This is a genomic window from Streptomyces sp. NPDC029152 (assembly GCF_055564355.1).
This window is the reverse complement of sequence record NZ_JBVHWR010000001.1, coordinates 63,854-79,774: the sequence shown is the minus strand read 5'-3', so window position 1 is coordinate 79,774 and position 15,921 is coordinate 63,854. Positions and strand designations below refer to the sequence as shown.

13 protein-coding genes and 1 other RNA gene are annotated in these 15,921 nt (G+C 73.7%); 1 reads left to right on the top strand and 13 read right to left on the bottom strand.

The features are described 5' to 3' along the window. Nucleotides 1–48 precede the first annotated feature (48 nt). The 10 genes from ACZ4V6_RS00295 to ACZ4V6_RS00250 form a co-directional block, all read right to left on the bottom strand. Nucleotides 49–819, bottom strand: a complete 771-nt coding sequence (locus ACZ4V6_RS00295; protein WP_467821514.1) for an anti-sigma factor family protein — start codon at nt 817–819, stop codon at nt 49–51. A 59-nt stretch (nt 820–878) separates the two neighbouring features. Further along, nucleotides 879–1,403: a sigma-70 family RNA polymerase sigma factor gene (locus ACZ4V6_RS00290; protein ID WP_467821513.1), complete on the bottom strand. Its 525-nt coding sequence runs from the start codon at nt 1,401–1,403 to the stop codon at nt 879–881. Nucleotides 1,404–1,610: 207 nt separating this feature from the next. Next, nucleotides 1,611–2,216: a CGNR zinc finger domain-containing protein gene (locus ACZ4V6_RS00285; protein WP_467821512.1), complete on the bottom strand. Its 606-nt coding sequence runs from the start codon at nt 2,214–2,216 to the stop codon at nt 1,611–1,613. A 253-nt stretch (nt 2,217–2,469) separates the two neighbouring features. After that, the gene (locus tag ACZ4V6_RS00280) at nt 2,470–3,621 is read right to left on the bottom strand and encodes a uroporphyrinogen-III synthase (protein WP_467821511.1); all 1,152 of its coding nucleotides are present in this window, start codon (nt 3,619–3,621) and stop codon (nt 2,470–2,472) included. Between the two features lie 98 nt (nt 3,622–3,719). Further along, on the bottom strand, nt 3,720–5,090 hold the full coding sequence (locus ACZ4V6_RS00275) for a nitrate/nitrite transporter (RefSeq protein WP_467821510.1): 1,371 nt from the start codon (nt 5,088–5,090) through the stop codon (nt 3,720–3,722). 133 nt (nt 5,091–5,223) lie between these two features. After that, a complete protein-coding gene (locus ACZ4V6_RS00270; protein ID WP_467821509.1) occupies nt 5,224–6,120 on the bottom strand; it encodes a hypothetical protein in 897 nt (298 codons plus the stop codon). 81 nt (nt 6,121–6,201) lie between these two features. Then, complete coding sequence (locus ACZ4V6_RS00265) at nt 6,202–7,581, bottom strand: acyltransferase family protein (RefSeq protein WP_467821508.1); 1,380 nt, start codon at nt 7,579–7,581, stop codon at nt 6,202–6,204. Further along, the gene (locus tag ACZ4V6_RS00260; RefSeq protein WP_467821507.1) at nt 7,578–9,776 is read right to left on the bottom strand and encodes a polysaccharide deacetylase family protein; all 2,199 of its coding nucleotides are present in this window, start codon (nt 9,774–9,776) and stop codon (nt 7,578–7,580) included. Before ACZ4V6_RS00260 ends, ACZ4V6_RS00265 begins: the two co-directional genes overlap by 4 nt. Continuing rightward, the gene (locus ACZ4V6_RS00255; protein ID WP_467821506.1) at nt 9,776–11,008 is read right to left on the bottom strand and encodes a hypothetical protein; all 1,233 of its coding nucleotides are present in this window, start codon (nt 11,006–11,008) and stop codon (nt 9,776–9,778) included. Before ACZ4V6_RS00255 ends, ACZ4V6_RS00260 begins: the two co-directional genes overlap by 1 nt. A gap of 226 nt (nt 11,009–11,234) precedes the next feature. After that, complete coding sequence (locus ACZ4V6_RS00250) at nt 11,235–12,203, bottom strand: LysR family transcriptional regulator (RefSeq protein ID WP_467821505.1); 969 nt, start codon at nt 12,201–12,203, stop codon at nt 11,235–11,237. An 83-nt stretch (nt 12,204–12,286) separates the two neighbouring features. Between ACZ4V6_RS00250 and ACZ4V6_RS00245 the strand changes: the two genes are divergently transcribed. After that, complete coding sequence (locus tag ACZ4V6_RS00245) at nt 12,287–13,603, top strand: MFS transporter (protein WP_467821504.1); 1,317 nt, start codon at nt 12,287–12,289, stop codon at nt 13,601–13,603. Between the two features lie 48 nt (nt 13,604–13,651). Here ACZ4V6_RS00245 and ssrA read toward each other — a convergent pair. The 3 genes from ssrA to ACZ4V6_RS00230 all read right to left on the bottom strand — a co-directional run bounded on the left by ssrA (nt 13,652) and on the right by ACZ4V6_RS00230 (nt 15,884). Beyond that, nucleotides 13,652–14,051: a transfer-messenger RNA gene (ssrA, locus tag ACZ4V6_RS00240) on the bottom strand. 90 nt (nt 14,052–14,141) lie between these two features. Then, the gene (gene smpB, locus ACZ4V6_RS00235; RefSeq protein ID WP_467821503.1) at nt 14,142–14,621 is read right to left on the bottom strand and encodes an SsrA-binding protein SmpB; all 480 of its coding nucleotides are present in this window, start codon (nt 14,619–14,621) and stop codon (nt 14,142–14,144) included. Between the two features lie 90 nt (nt 14,622–14,711). After that, nucleotides 14,712–15,884 (bottom strand): S41 family peptidase, encoded by a 1,173-nt coding sequence (locus tag ACZ4V6_RS00230; protein ID WP_467821502.1) that lies wholly within the window; start codon nt 15,882–15,884, stop codon nt 14,712–14,714. Nucleotides 15,885–15,921 lie beyond the last annotated feature (37 nt).

Genomic DNA, 15,921 nt, shown 5'->3' with positions numbered 1-15,921 from the left:
ACCGTACGCGAAGGGGGGCCGGGAGGCCACGGGGCGGTCCCGCGGGGCCTACACGTCCACCTCCACCAGTCGCTCGCCGTCGAAGGTCATGACCTCGAAGTGGTCGATCTCGTTGGGCGCGAGGGCGGCGCCGCCGTGCACGTACAGCGGCTCCTTGGCCTTGTCGACGGTGGCGCCCGGGATGCCGTAGCCCCGGTCCGGGACCGACCAGGAAGTGAGCGTCTCGCGCTCGCCGTTCCTGCCGACGGCGATCAGGGAGCACTTCTCGGGGCCCTTGACGTTCTTGAGCTCCAGGACCGCGTCGGTGCCCCAGGCCTTCTTCTCCAGGGCCACGGTCGCGCTGACCCTGGTGGCCGGGTCGGTCGCGGTGACCCGGTCGGGCATGGCGGCGAAGGCGGACGCGGCGGGGCTGGTCCGCCGCGCCTCGGTCCGCCGGCCGCCGTCGTCGTCACCGCCGCCGGTCGTCGCCACCGCGGCGAACGGGCCGCCGATGATCAGCGCCGCCGCGGTGCCCACGAGGTAGAAGTTGCGGCGGCGCTTGCGCGCGCGGCGCTCGGCGACCTCGTCGACGAGCTTCTCCGCCAGCCGCGGGCTCGGCCTGGCGGTCAGCGACTCGGCGATCGCGGGGGTGCCCGCGCCCGGGAGGTCCGCGAGGGCGGCCATCATGGGCTCCATGCCGGCCAGCTCGTCGAGCTGCCGGGCGCACCACTGGCAGCCGGCGAGGTGCTCCTCGAAAGCGGTTGCTTCGGCGTCGTCGAGGATCCCCAGGGCGTAGGCGCCGACGGTCTCGTGTTCGTTCGGCACCGGTGATCCCTGCATGGGGGCAGAGTTACCCGCATCCCCCGCGCCGAATCCCCGGAACCCCCCGTACCCGCTCATCACGCCGTCACCCCCCGCTCCTCCAGTGCCAGCTTCATCGAACGCAGGGCGTAGAACACCCGGGAGCGAACGGTGCCGCTGGGTATGCCCAGTGTCTGCGCCGCCTCATTGACGGTACGCCCCTTGAAGTACGTCTCGACGAGGACCTCCCGGTGGGCCGGTGTCAGGTCGTCGAGCGCGTCCGACAGCGTCATCAGCCACAGCGCCTTGTCGATCTCGTCCTCCGCGGGGATGACCTCCAGCGGCGACGGATCGACCTCCTGCGGCCGGGCCTGCCGGCTGCGGTGGCCGTCGATGACGATGCGCCGGGCGACCGTCACCAGCCAGGGGCGTACCGATCCGGTCGCACGGTTGAGCTGACCGGCGTTCTTCCAGGCACGGATGAGCGTCTCCTGGACGACGTCCTCGGCGCGCTGCCGGTCCCCCGCGACCAGCCGCAGCACGTACGCCAGCAAGGGGCCCGCGTGCTCCCGGTACAGGGCGCGCATCAGCTCCTCGTCGGGCTCCGAGGGTGACGGGGACATGCGATGTCGGGCCCTCGCACCACGTTCACCGGCCACGACGGAATCCTTGCGCACGCCCACCTCCGATGTCCGGGAGTTCCCCCAGTCGATCGCTCGCCCATCCGGTACGGACGGGGGGTGCGGGGTGTTCAACGCGGGGCGGCGGTTTTCTCCGGGGCGGGGGCACGAAGGGGGCGGGAGCGGACGGGGGAAGACATCCCGCCCGCCTCAGCGGGCGAGGGCGGCGCGGCGGCGGTGCCGGGCGACGCGTTCCCGGTTGCCGCAGATCTCGCTGGAGCACCAGCGCCGGCGCCGGCCCCGGGAGGTGTCCACGTACACGATCGGGCAGTTGTCGCCCGCGCACTGCCGCAGGCTCGCCCGCGCGACGGGGTCGGTGAGCAGGTCCACGGCGTCCCGGGCGAGCGCGCCGAGCAGCGCGGCGCACTGCGGGGGCGCGGTCAGCTCCCGTACCAGCGCCCCGTCGTCGCCGCGCACCGCCCGCGGCGCCGGGGGTGCGGCACGGGCGAGGTCGTTGACGCGGGCGAGCGCGAGGTCGTACGGCCCGCCGGGGGGCGGGCCGGGACCGCGCAGGACGCGGGCGCGCACCAGACGGGCGGTGTGGCAGCGCAGGTCGCGGAAACCGGCCAGCCAGGAGGCGTCCGCGTGGGCCAGGGGCGTGCCCGGCGGGACGAGGCCGGAGCCGGTGATCCAGGCGCGCAGCACCGCGACGGAGCCGAGCCGTTCGACGGGGTGGGTGGTGGCGAGGAGGTCCAGACAGATCCGCCCGGTGTCGAACCGCAGCTCGTACGGGTCTGTCGCCGTGCCCAGTGCCATGTTCCTGTCACCGCCTAGGGTTGCCCGGGGGAACGGGCCGGGGAGGGGAGCAGGGGGACCGCTCCCTCTACAGTGCCTGCCCGCTTCCACGCCCGGAACCCCTCGTACCGCCCAGGCCCGGAAGCTCGCGCGTGCGCCCGCGCGTCCGGGCCGCCTCCGCCGCTCCCGCGGGCCTGTCGGCCGCACGCACGGCAGCCGTCGCACGGGTGGGGGGCGGGGCACGGCGGACGGCCGGCCCGGGCACGGCGCGGGCTCAGTCGTCGGCGTACTTCGCGTCGGTGGCCGGGTCCAGGGCCAGCCGGTAGCCGCGCTTGACCACCGTCTGGATCAGCTTCGGCGCGCCGAGGGCGGTGCGCAGCCGGGCCATCGCCGTCTCCACGGCGTGCTCGTCGCGCCCGGCCCCCGGCAGCGTCCGCAGCAGTTCGGCGCGGGACACGACCCAGCCCGGCCGCCGGGACAGCGCCCGCAGCAGGGACATCCCGGCGGGCGGCACCGCCTTGAGCTCCCCGTCGACCAGCACGGCGTGGCCGCGGATCTCCACCCGGTGCCCGGCGACCGGCAGCGACCGGGCCCGGGCCGGCAGCTCCTGGCACAGCAGCTGCACGAGGGGGCCGAGCCGGAAGCGTTCGGGCTGCAGCGTGTCGACGCCGTGCGCCTGGAGCGGCACCGCGGTGACCGGACCGACGCAGGCGGCCAGCACGTCGTGGCCGAGGGCGGCGAGCAGCCCGGGCAGCAGGCCCCGCTCCTCGGCGCGGTTCAGGAGGGACACGGCGGCGGGCGCGCTGGTGAACGTCACGGCGTCCACGCCCCGCGCGACGGCGGCGTCCAGCAGCCGGTCGACGGGCCCGAGGTCCTCCGGCGGCAGCCACCGGTAGACGGGCACGCCCACGACCTCGGCGCCGCCCGCCCGCAGCGCCTCCACGAACCCCGGCAACGGCTCGCCGTGCAGCTGTACGGCGACCCGGCGGCCGTCGACGCCCTCCGCCAGGAGCCGGTCCAGCACCTCGGCCATGGACTCGGAGGACGGCGACCACCGCTCCGTCAGTCCGGCGGCCCGGACCGCGCCCTTGACCTTGGGGCCGCGCGCGAGCAGCTCCACCGAGCGCAGCCGCTCCAGCAGGGCGTCGCCGAGGCCCCAGCCGTCCGCGGCCTCCACCCAGCCCCGGAAGCCGATGGCGGTGGTGGCCACGACGACGTCCGGCGCCCGGTCGATCAGCTGCTCGGTCGCGGCCAGCAGTTCGCCGTCGTCGGCGAGCGGCACGATCCTGAGCGCCGGGGCGTGCAGGACGACGGCGCCGCGCCGCTGGAGCAGCGCGCCCAGCTCGTCGGCACGGCGCGCGGCGGTCACCCCCACGGTGAAGCCGGCGAGGGGACCGTGGTCCGGCTGCTGCTGTTCGTCGTCCATCGCTCTCTCGTCCCGGTCGTCGTACCTGCCTGCACGGCGGCCGAGCCTGCCAACGGCGCGTGACGGGCTCGGTTCCACCGCATGACACCAGTGTTACGTCATACGTGGGTGTAACTGGGCCGGTCCTGCGCCTGCGGCGGGCCCGCCGGGTCCGCCGGGCCGGCCGGCGTCCGCGCGGCCGGGCGGCGAAGGTATACCGCCCAGGTGACGGCGAAGCAGACGGCGTAGTAGGCGAGGAACGCGACGAAGGCGCCGGTGCCGGAACCGACGGAGAGGAAGGACTGCCGGAAGGCGAGGTTGATGGCGACGCCGCCGAGCGCGCCCACGGCGCCGATCAGCCCCATGGAGGCCCCGGAGAGCCGCCGGCCGTACGCCACGGCCTCCTCCCCCGTCAGCCCCTGGGCGAGCGCCCTGTTCCGGAAGATCCCGGGGATCATCTTGAACGTCGCCCCGTTGCCGAGCCCGCTGAGCACGAACAGCACCACGAACACGGTCACGAACAGCGGGAGGGACGTCGCCCCGCCGGCCGCGACGAGCGCGGCGGTGGCCGCGGCCATGGCGACGAAGTTCCACAAGGTGATCCTCGCGCCGCCGTACCGGTCGGCGAGCCTGCCGCCGACCGGCCGGATCAGGGAGCCGAGCAGCGGACCGATGAAGGTGAGGTAGGCGGCCTGGAGGGGGGTGCGCCCGAACTGGGTCTGCAGCACCTGCCCGAAGGCGAAGCTGTAGCCGATGAACGACCCGAACGTGCCGATGTACAGCACGGACATGATCCAGGTGTGCGCGTCCCGGGCGGCGTCCTTGGCGGCCCCGGTGTCGTTCCGCACGGACGCGAGGTTGTCCATGTGGCGGGCGGCGAGGACGGCGGCCACGAGGATCAGCGGGATGTAGACGCCGAGCAGCACCCGGGGCCCGCCGCCCGCCCCGATGATCGCCAGCGCGACGAGCTGGATGACCGGCACGCCGATGTTGCCGCCCCCGGCGTTGAGGCCGAGCGCCCAGCCCTTCTTCCGGAGCGGGAAGAAGGCGTTGATGTTGGTCATGGAGGAGGCGAAGTTGCCACCGCCGATGCCGGCCAGCAGGCCGACCAGGAGGAAGGTCGAGAAGGACGTCCCCGGCTCCATGACCGTGAAGGCCGCGACGGTCGGCACGAGCAGCAGCCCGGCGGAGACGATCGTCCAGTTCCGCCCGCCGAAGACCGCGACGGCGAAGGTGTAGGGCACCCGCACCACGGCCCCCACCAGGGTCACCACGGACGTCAGCAGGAACTTGTCGGCCGGCGTCAGCCCGTACTCGGGCCCCATGAAGAGCACCAGCACGGACCACAGCGTCCACACCGAGAACCCGATGTGCTCGGAGAGGACGGAGAAGAACAGGTTGCGCCGGGCGATGCGCTCCCCCGTCTCCTTCCAGAAGGTCTCGTCCTCGGGATCCCAGTGCTGGATCCAGCGGCCGCCAGGGACTGTCATGACGCCTCCACGCGCTCCGGGGCTCGGTCGCTCCGAAGGTAGGAAGGGCGCGTTTCGGGCCGGTGGGGCTGCGGGTGACCGGCAGGGAACGTTGCTCTCACCCCGCGGGACGGCGGGGTGAGAGGTGCGGGCGTCAGCCCTGCGGGGACCGGGGCTGCCAGTGGGGGTTCTGCTGGGGGTACGGCTGCTGCGGCGGGTACGGCGGCTGCGGCTGCCCGTGGGCGCCCTGGACCGGGTACGGCTGCTGCGGGGCGTACGGACCGGGGGCGGGGTGACCGTACCCGCCCGGGGCGTACGGACCGGGGGCGGGGTGGCCGTATCCGCCCGGGACGGGCTGACCGTGGCCACCGGGCGCGGCGGGGCCGCCGGGTGCCGGAACGCCGTACGGCGTTCCGGCCACGGGGGCGCCGCCGAAGGGATTGCCGTGCCCGGTCGGTTGCGCCCCCGGCGGCAGGTACCGCACCCGCCCGGTCCCGTCCGCCACCGGCAGGAACCCGGCGGCCCGGAGACGGGCCGCGAACCTGGCGTTGCGCTTGCGGGTGACGAGCAGACCGACGCCCAGGAGCGCCAGGGCGAACACCCAGACGATCGCGGCCATCACGAAGTCGTCGGACTGCCCGCCGGCCCGGAAGGCGAGGACGGCGCAGCCGACGGTGACGCCGAGGGCGCCGTGCCCCATCCGCTTCTCGGCGCTCTTGCCGGTGAGGTCGAAGTTGATGCGCGCCTTGAGGAGTTCGAAGGCGTCCGGCACCAGCGGCGGCACCGACACCCCGTCGCCGGCCTGCGGGTACTGCGCCCAGTTCTGCGCGGCCCGCGCCCGTGCCTGCGGGCCGGGGTCGGGCACGATCAGCATCCTGAGCCGGCTGTTGTTCCCGCCGCCCTGCCGTACGTCGGCGTACTCGTACCCGAACTGCTGGGCGATGAAGGCGAGCCGGGCCAGCTTCTTCACTGATGCCATCGCGCTGGTGACCTCTACCGGTTCCCCGCTCGCCATCAGACGCAGCATCTTCTGTATCTGACGCCTGCTCATCCCACCGCTCCCCCGGGCAGGCTCACGCCACCCTGTTCACGTCCGCGACCGGGGCAGTCTCGCACGGGGGAACAGGACGCGTCAGCCCCGGTGCGCCGCCCCGGCCGCCGCCCGCTTCCCGGCGGAGCGCTTGGTGCCGTTCGGCCACAGCCTCGGCCGGCGCTTGGCCGCGAGGTCCTCGACCCAGCCGACGGCGAGGACCATCAGGCCGATCAGGGGCCAGACGAGCGCGAACATCCAGAGCGAGTACGCGTCCGAGAGGGCGTCCGCCGCCCGCTCGCTCTGCATGAACGGGAGCCGGTACAGCAGGTCGATGATCGGCACCGTCAGCATGATCAGGAGGTTGTGCCACAGGTAGATGGTGACGGCCCGGTTGTTGGAGAGGGTCACCAGCTTGTCCCACTTGGCCAGCCGCCCCGGGAGTTCCTGCCAGGACGGGGAGTACTGGAGCAGGATCACGACGAAGCCGAACGACCAGGCGGCCTGCGCCATCGGGATGTCGTTGAGGTCCCAGCCGTCGGCGCCCAGGTGGCCCGAGGCCCACCATAGGCCGAAGGCCATCACCAGGGCCGCGCCGGAGACGGCGACGTAGCGCGGGATCTGCTTCAGCAGGCCCTCGTTGTGGGCGAAGCCGAGGACCCAGCAGCTGCCGTAGACCGCGAAGTCGGTGACCGCGTTGCCCGTCTCGCCGGGGATCTTCACCAGGCCCGTGCCGACGATCGCGGTCAGGCCCAGCGGAGCGAGCAGCGTCGGCCAGGGAGCCCGGCGGAACGCCCACAGCAGCAGCGGGGAGGCGAGGACGAACCACAGGTAGGCGCGCAGGTACCACAGCGGTCCCGCGGCCTGCACGGCCCAGGTGTCGTCCAGCAGCCCCGACGGGGAGCCGCTGTGCCAGGGGTAGGGCGGGGCGCCGATCGGGACGATGTAGTTGAACAGCGAGAGCAGGCCCCAGGTGTCACCGTGGTCCGGGTCCTCGGTCGGGTTCCAGCCGCTCGCGAACATCATCGCCAGCGCGACCACGCTGAACGCCCACATGGGCGGCAGGAGACGGCGGACACGGCTGCGGATCACGCTCAGCGCCGGGCGCTTCAGCGAACGCGCCATCAGCGAGCCGGCCAGCGCGAACATCACGCCCATCGACGGGAACAGCACCGACAGCCAGGCCCAGCCGAAGAGGTGGTACACGACGACGCGGACCAGGGCGATGGAACGCAGCAGGTCGAGGTACCGGTCGCGGCCCGGCTTCTTGGGGGCCGGGGCGTCCGGCGGCGCGGCGTCCGGCGACGCGGGCTCCGTCGTCCGCTGCTGCGGGACGGCGTAGGGCGCCCCCGGGGCGCCGCTCGGGCCCTGCCCGTACGGAGTTCCGTACGGGGCGGCGCCCGGGGCCCCCGCGTACGGGGTGCCGTAGGGGCCGGCCGGTTCCGGGTTCGCACCCGTGCCGGTCGTGTATCCGTGGGTCATGCCACGGGCCTCCGATCATTGCCGCTGCGCGACCGCTGGCTCGGGACCGAGCCCCCCGGGGCCTCGACGACGCCGGTGCGGCGCAGCTTCTGCCAGCGCAGGCGGCCGCCGGTGAGCGCGGTGATCCAGGACTGGAGCAGCACGACGTACATGAGCTGGCGGTAGAGGATCTGCTGCAGGGGCAGCGAGATCAGGTGGGTCATGCGTTCGCGGTCGAGGCGGAAGGCGTACGCCGCGCAGACCGCCTGGAGGAGCAGGACGCCCAGCCAGGCCACGATCGTCTTCTGGGTCGGGCCGAACACGATGCCGTAGAGCAGGAAGATGTCGATCAGCGGGGCCAGGAGCGGGGCCAGGACCATGAACAGGGAGACGAAGGGCAGGCCGACGCGGCCGAAGCGGCCCGAGGGACCCCCTTCGATCACGGCGCGGCGGTGCTTCCAGATGGCCTGCATGGTGCCGTAGGACCAGCGGTAGCGCTGGGACCACAGCTGCTGGACGGACTCGGGGGCCTCGGTCCAGGCGCGGGCGTTCTCGGCGTAGACGACGCGCCAGCCGGCGCGGTGCAGCGCCATGGTGACGTCGGTGTCCTCGGCGAGGGTGTCGTCGCTCATGCCGCCGAACGGCTCCAGCGCCGAGCGCCGGAAGGCGCCGACGGCACCCGGGATGGTCGGCATGCAGCCCAGGACGTCGTACATGCGGCGGTCCAGGTTGAAGCCCATCACGTACTCGATGTGCTGCCAGGCGCCGATGAGGCTGTCCTTGTTGCCGACCTTCGCGTTGCCCGCGACGGCGCCGACCTTCGGGTCGCCGAAGGGCTGGACGAGTTCGCGGACGGTGGACGGTTCGAAGACCGTGTCGCCGTCCATCATGACGACGATGTCGTACCGGGCGTTCGCCAGTCCCCGGTTGAGCGCGGCGGGCTTGCCCGCGTTGAGCTGGCGGATCACCCGGACGTTGGGCAGGCCCATCGCCTCGACGATCCGGGCCGTGCCGTCACTGGAGCCGTCGTCGATGACGATGACCTCGATCGGGTGTTCGCTCTCCATGAGGGAGCGGACCGTGTTCTCGATGCACTTGGCCTCGTTGTACGCCGGGACCAGCACCGTCACCGGTTCGGTGACCGGCGGGCCCCAGCGGAAGTTCTTGCGGCGGACCCGGCGGGCGTGCACGCCGGACAGCAGCAGCATCAGCACGAAGCGGCCGATGACCAGGGTGCCGATGACCGCCAGGCCCGCCACCAGGCCGTCGGTGAGCTTCTCCGAGGCCTGGACCAGCCAGACCCACGCCTTGCCCTTCCACAGGTCGACGCCGGTCACCGGGGTCATGGCGCTGGGCGCGTTCAGGGCCTCGGTGAGGTTGTCGAACTCGTAGCCCTTCTTCTTCAGGTCGGGCAGGAACTTGTCCAGGGCCTGCACGGTCTGGTGGCGGTCGCCGCCGGAGTCGTGCATCAGGACGATGGCGCCCTTGCCGCCCTGCGGGGTGGCGCGGCGGATGATCTCGTGGACGCCGGGCTTCTGCCAGTCCTCACTGTCGGTGTTGTTGACGACGGTGATGTAGCCGCGGGAGCCGATGTACTCGGTGACCGGCCAGGACTTGTCGTCCATGGCGTCGGCGAAGGAGGAGTACGGCGGGCGGAAGAGCGAGGTGCGGACGCCGGCCGCGCCGGTGATCGCCAGCTGGTTCTGCGACAGCTCCCAGTCGATGCGCTTCTTGGACTGGTAGGAGAGGTCCGGGTGGTTGAAGGTGTGCAGGCCGACCTCGTGCCCCTCGTCGACCATGCGCTTGACGAGGTCCGGGTAGCGGGAGGCCATGGTGCCGGTGACGAAGAAGACCGCGTGCGCGTCGTGCTTCTTCAGCACGTCCAGCACCCTCGGCGTCCACGTCGGGTCCGGGCCGTCGTCGAAGGTGAGGACGAGACGGTGGTCGGGCACGCTCAGGCTGCTGGTCTGGCCGCCCCGGGCGTCGATGACCGGGCCGCCCTCGAGGATCTTCTCGGGTACGTGGTCGGTCGCGGCGGGAGGCTGGACGCGGTGGTCGGCGAGGATCTCGCTGTGCACGTACCCGCGCAGCATGAGCATCGCCACCAGGGCGACGAGGACGAGCAGCGGCAGCAGCAGGCGCAAGGGCAGGCGGCGGCGCCGGGCGCCGCCACGGGCGCCGCGGGCGGCGCCGTGACGGCGGGTGCGGGAGGCCATCAGAGGGTGTACTCCGGGGACAGGGAAGGGGAAGTGGAGGTGCCGGCCGGTGCGGTGTCGACCGCGGGCACGGCGGCGGTTCCGGCGGCCACCGGGGAGGTGTCGCTCGCGCCGTTCACGGCGGTGCCGCCGCCGGGGTCGGTCGTCGTGCCGCCGTCCGTGGGCGTGGTCGGTTCGACCGTGGTCTCGCCGCCGCCGTCCGTCGGCGTCGTCGGGTCCGTGGTGGCGGGGGGCGGCTGCTGGGTCGTCACCGTCGGGTCCGGCTCGACGGCGCCGCCACCGCCGCCCGGCTTCGGGACGGTCGCGGTCGACGAGGGCCGCCCGGCGTCGGTGCCGCCGCCCGGCTGCTTCGCGGTGGCGGAGGTGCCGGGCCCGGGAGCGTCGGCGCCGGGGGACGCCGTCACGCCCGCGCCGGCCGAGGGGCTGGTCTGCGGGGCGGCGCTGCCGCTCGCGGAGGGCAGCGTGGACTGCGAGGGCAGCGGGGTGGTGTCGACCTGGCCGGCCGGCTGGCCCTGCTCCTGGCCCGGTACGGGCAGCCAGGGGGCGTTGGAGTTGCCGGACAGGAGCGTGGCGACGATGACGACGGCGTAGACCGCGCAGGCACCGCCGACGGCGATGCCGATACGGCGGAAGCGGCGGCTGCGGCGGCCCGACTCGTCGACGAACACCGGTCCGTCGGAGCCGTCGGGGGCGGAGTGCTTCCCGGAGCCGCTCGCGGCCCGGCGGAGTACGCCGTCGCCGAGCTGCACGGCGTCGAGCTGGACCGTCACCTCGTGCGGGTCGTGGGCGTGCTCGGTCGCGCCGGCCGCGTGGGGGGCCTCTGTGCCGGGTACGTCCGCGTCCAGTGCGCCCGGCGTCTCCTGCCAGGGGTCGCGGAGCGCCGCGGTGGGGAGGTCGGGGAAGGCGCGGGTCAGGGCCGCCTGGGCCGCCGACGGCAGGACCTCCGTCCGGTCGGTGTCCCCGTACGGCGCGCCCCCGTGCCGAGGCGCCCGGCCCTGGCCCATTCGGCTCTGACCTATTCGGTCCTGGGCTATTCGGTCCTGGGCTATTCGGTCCTGGCGCGCCGGGCCGCCGAAGAGGTCGGTGCCCGCCTGGGGGCGGAGCACCTCCGTCTCGGCGGCGTCCGCGGTTCCTCCGAACCACCCGGGTCCGCCGGCCGCCGGCGCGGTGCCGGGGAAGACACCGGTCCCAGGCAGCACCTGGGTGGCGTCCTGCTGCGGTTCCGGTTCCACGGGACCACGACCACCGGCCGTGGCGTCGGGCCACTCCGGTTGGGCGTCTTTCTGCCAATTCTTCACGCGCACGCACTTCCCCCCGAGGGACAGTTCTGGGTGCGCATACGACTCCGAGCACCCGTCGGCCGAACCGGCCCCCACCAGGTTCGAGCGCCCCCTGTACCACACCGTCTCAGGCCAAGAATGTAGCGCACGCGGAGGGCGTGTGGTTGCCACGTGTCGGTTAATGGACGGACATCACAGCAACGTCACTGGCCGGAATCCACGCTCCGGCGGGCCGCCGGAGCCATGTGTTTTCGGCCGCGACCTGGGCGGCGGCCCGGCGCAGCGCGTCAAAAGCGGGATGCACCAGACCCTTTCGCCAGACCAGGGAGACCGGCGACAACGGGACGGGATCGACGAGCGGACGCACCACGGTCGAGGCCATGGCCGGAAAGCTCACCACGGCGAGGATCGGGTTGCGCGTCTTGTCCATGATCCGCCGGAACTCCTCGTCCCCGACGGCCAGCGGGAGGGGCGGCGCCACCTCGATGCCGCGCCCCTCGAACAGCCGGCGCCCCAGGTCGGTCCACTCCGGCGTCCGCGGGTTGCCGGCCCCGGCGTACACGGTCTCGCCCGCCAGTGCGGCGAGCGGCACCTCGGGCAGCGGGGCCAGGGGGTGGTCCTCGGGCAGGACGACCGCCATGGGCTCGTAGCGGACCGGCTGGTGGCCGAGTCCCGTCCGCAGCGCCGGGGGGAGGCCCGCGAACCGGCCGAACGAGGCGTCGAGCCGGCCCGCGAGCAGCTCGGCGGCGGCGCCGGTCAGCCCGCTCTCGTAGCGGGCCATGAGCTCCAGGTCGGGGACGAGCCGGCGGGCCCGCTCCAGGACCAGGCGTCCGGTGACCAGCCCGGGGGAGTTGAGGTCCACCAGCAGCGGGCGCGCCTGTCCGAAGGCGGCGAGGAGGTCGTCCTGGGCCTGGAGCACGCGGCGGGCGTACGGCAGCAGCCGCTCGCCGTCGGCCGTCGGCGTCACCTGCCGGGTGGACCGGACGAACAGCTCGGCGCCCAGCCCGCGCTCCAGGCGCCGCACGTCGCGGCTGAGCGCCTGCTGGGCGACGTACAGGCGGGCCGCGGCACGGGTGAAGTGCAGCTCCTCGGCGACGGCGACGAAGGCGCGCAGGAGGCGGGGGTCGAGGTGGGCGGGAGCGGGCATCCGGCGAATCTACAACGGGAGTGCGTGAATGCGTGCGGAGGAGGTGTTGGACCCCGTGACCGGCCGCGGGCGACGGTGGACGCATGCCGCAACCGACTCCCGCACGCCCCCGTCCCCCGTCCCCCCTGCTCACCGTCACCGCGGACGCCCTGGTCGCCGCCGACTTCCGCCCGCGCGCCCCGCGCAGGCCGCCCGGCCCGTACCGGCGTCTGCTCTCCGTACCCGGCGCCCGCGCGTTCACGGCGGGGAACCTCATCGCGCGGCTGCCGATGGGCATGTTCAGCGTCAGCGCCGTCGTGATGATCGCCGGCATGCGCGGCTCCTACGCCCTCGCCGGTGCCGTCACCGCGACCGGGCTGGCGGCGACCGCGGTGGTCTCGCCGTGGACCGCGCGGCTCGTGGACCGGTACGGCCAGGCCCGGGTGGCGGTCCCGGCGACGCTGTTCGCGGCGCTCGGCTCCCTCGCGCTGGTGCTGTGCGTGCGCTCCGGGGCCCCCGCCTGGACCCTGTTCGCCGCGTACGCCGCCACGGCCACGACGCCCAACACCGGCGGCATGGCCCGCGCCCGCTGGGCCCACCTGCTGAAGGGCGACGCCGACGCCCTGCACACGGCCAACTCCTTCGAGCAGGCCACGGACGAGCTGTGCTTCATGCTGGGGCCGGTCCTCGCGGCGTTCCTGTGCACGGCGCTGTTCCCGGAGGCGGGCACGCTGGCCGGCGTGGTCCTGCTGGTGACCGGCATCCTGCTGTTCGCCGCCCAGCGCGCGACGGAACCGCCGGCCCGGCCGCGCCCGGCGGCGAAGGCGCCCCTCCGCGCGCCCGGCATACCCCCGCTGCTGGCGATGTGCCTGGCGACGGGTGTGGTGTTCGGCGCGATGGAGGTCGTCACGATCGCGTTCGCGGACGTGCAGGGACACCGTTCGGCGGCCGGGGTGGTGCTGGCGCTCCAGGCGGCCGGTTCCTGCGCGGCGGGCCTGCTGTACGGCACGCTGAAGCCCGCCGGCCCGGCCGGGGCCCGACTGCCGTGGTGCGTGGCCGCGATGACGGCCCTGATGACGCTGCCCCTGCTGGCCGCGTCCCTCACCGGCTCGCTGCCGCTGCTGGCGCTCACGCTGCTGGCCGCCGGGATGGCGACGGCCCCGACGATGGTCACGACGATGACGCTGGTCCAGCGCCGCACCCCCGAGGGCCGCCTGAACGAGGGCATGACCCTCGCGGTGACCGGACTGCTCGGCGGCATCGCCTGCGGCAGCGCGGCCGGCGGCTGGACGGTGGAGCACGTGTCGCCCACGGCCGGCTACGGCGTGCCGGTCACGGCCGCCGCGCTCGCCCTGACGCTGGCCCTGCTGCCCCTGCCCCGCCGGGAACGCCGGGCCCGCCCGGCCGGGGCCCGGGCATGACCGAGGCCCCGCCGCTCGGGAGCGACGGGGCCTCGGCCCACATGGGAACTGTGGAGATGGCGGGAATCGAACCCGCGTCCAACGGTGCGGAAACAGGGCTTCTCCGTGTGCAGTCCGCTGCGATTTTCTCGGCCCCGGAGATCACGCGGACAAGTCTCCGACGGGCTCAGTCACTGTGTGGTTTCCCTTTTCACCCCGTGACCGGGATCAAGGTTTAGTCCCCTAGCTGATGCCAGGATCCGGGTCGGGAACAGCCCCGGGCTGACACTCCCTTTGTAGGAGGCTCGCTTCGCTACCTGAGATCAGGCAGCGAGGGCGAAGGCCTGCTGGGAGGAATCGCGCTTGGAGTTGGCGATTATTTTTTTCGGCCTGTGGTTTACGAGATCATGGCCGCTTCCTCGACACGCTTCCCCTGCTTCGACAGCCGCTGTCGAAACCGATCATCCCCATGTTGTGTTGTCAAACCGCGCACCGTCGAGCGGTGCAGGTGCCATCGTACGTGACCAACGCACGAGGGTGCCAGCCTATTCCCGCGGGGTCAGGCCCGCTGCTTGCGGCGGATCGCGGAGATCGTCCGCTCCGCCTCGCGCCGGTCCTGCTTCTCACGCAGGGTCTGGCGCTTGTCGTACTCCTTCTTGCCGCGCGCCAGCGCGATCTCGACCTTGGCGCGGCCGTCCTTGAAGTACAGCGCGAGGGGCACGATCGTGTGCCCGGTCTCCTGGGACTTCGACTCCAGCTTGTCGATCTCCACGCGGTGCAGCAGCAGCTTCCGCTTGCGGCGGGCGCTGTGGTTGGTCCAGGTGCCCTGGCTGTACTCCGGCACGTGCACGTTGTGCAGCCACGCCTCGTTCCCGTCCAGCTGCACGAAGCCGTCGACCAGCGACGCCCGCCCCTGGCGCAGCGACTTCACCTCGGTCCCGGTGAGGACCAGGCCGGCCTCGTAGGTGTCGAGGATCTGGTAGTCGTGCCGCGCCTTCTTGTTCTGCGCGATCAGCTTGCGCCCTTTTTCCTTAGCCATAGTGCCGCCCATTTTGGCACTACGGAGGGGGTCCGCGGGAAGCCGATTTGCGCGGCGCGGGACGGGAGCCGGGCGGGCCCGGGGCGGCGCCTACCGGCCCAGGCCGCTGAGCACGGTCCGCGCCCGTTCCAGGGCGGCCGGGTCCGTCGGGTCGACGTCCAGGTCGGGCGTGATGCCCGTGCCGTCGACGCCGCGGCCCGAGGGGGTGCGGTAGTGCCCGACGGTCAGTTCGGCGACCGAGCCGCCGGGGAGCCGGCTCGGCATCTGCACCGAGCCCTTGCCGAAGGTGCGGGAGCCGACGACGACCGCCCGGCCGCGGTCCTGGAGGGCGCCGGTGAGGAGTTCGGCCGCGCTCATGGTGCCGCCGTCGACGAGGGCGACCAGGGGTCTGGTGGTGTCGCCGCCGGGTTCGGCGTGCAGGGCGCGCTGCTCGCCGTCGACGTCGTAGGTGGCGACGAGGCCGCCGTCGAGGAAGGCGGAGGCGGCGGTGACGGCCTCGGCGACCAGCCCGCCGGAGTTGCCGCGCAGGTCGAGGACGACGCCCGCACCGGCCGGCACCCGCTCCACGGCGTCGCACACCTGCCGTCCGGCCCCCTTGGTGAAGGAGCCGACCTCGACGACGGTGACGTCGTCGGCGAGCGTGCGGACGGTCACGGGGTCGGTGGACAGCCGGGCCCGGCGGACGGTCTCGGTCCACGCCCGCGTGCCGCGCTCCAGGCCGAGCCGGACGGCGGTGCCCGCGGGGGCCTCCTCGGCGTCGCCGCGCAGTGTCGAGACGACCTCGGTGACCGGGCGCCCGTCGACCCGCTCGCCGTCGACGCTGCGCAGCCGGTCGCCCTCGCGGATCCCGGCGACGGCGGCGGGCGACCCGGGGCGCACCCCGGTCACCTCGATGCGGCCGTCGCGCTCGCGACGCGCGGAGAGGCCGACGCCGGTGTACCGGCCGTCGAGGGCCTCCTCCAACTCCTCGTACTCGCCCCGGGAGTAGACGGCGCCCCAGCGGTCCCCGCTGCGGCTGACGGCGCGTTCGGCGGCCTCCACCGGGGACTTTCCGTCGGCCATCGCCTCGGCCGCCGCACGGGCCACGTCCTCGTGGTGCCCGGCGGGCGAGGCCGAACGGGCCGCGTCCGAGGAGGACTTCCGGTCGGTCTGCGGGAACGCTCCGGCGGCCGCCCCGGTGACGAGTACGCTCGCGAACACCAAGGTCAGGGCGGCCCCGTGGCGTACGCGGAGGGGCTGACAGAAACGGTCACGACCTGACATGCCGGTGAGTCTAGGACAACGCGAGAGGGCCGAACGG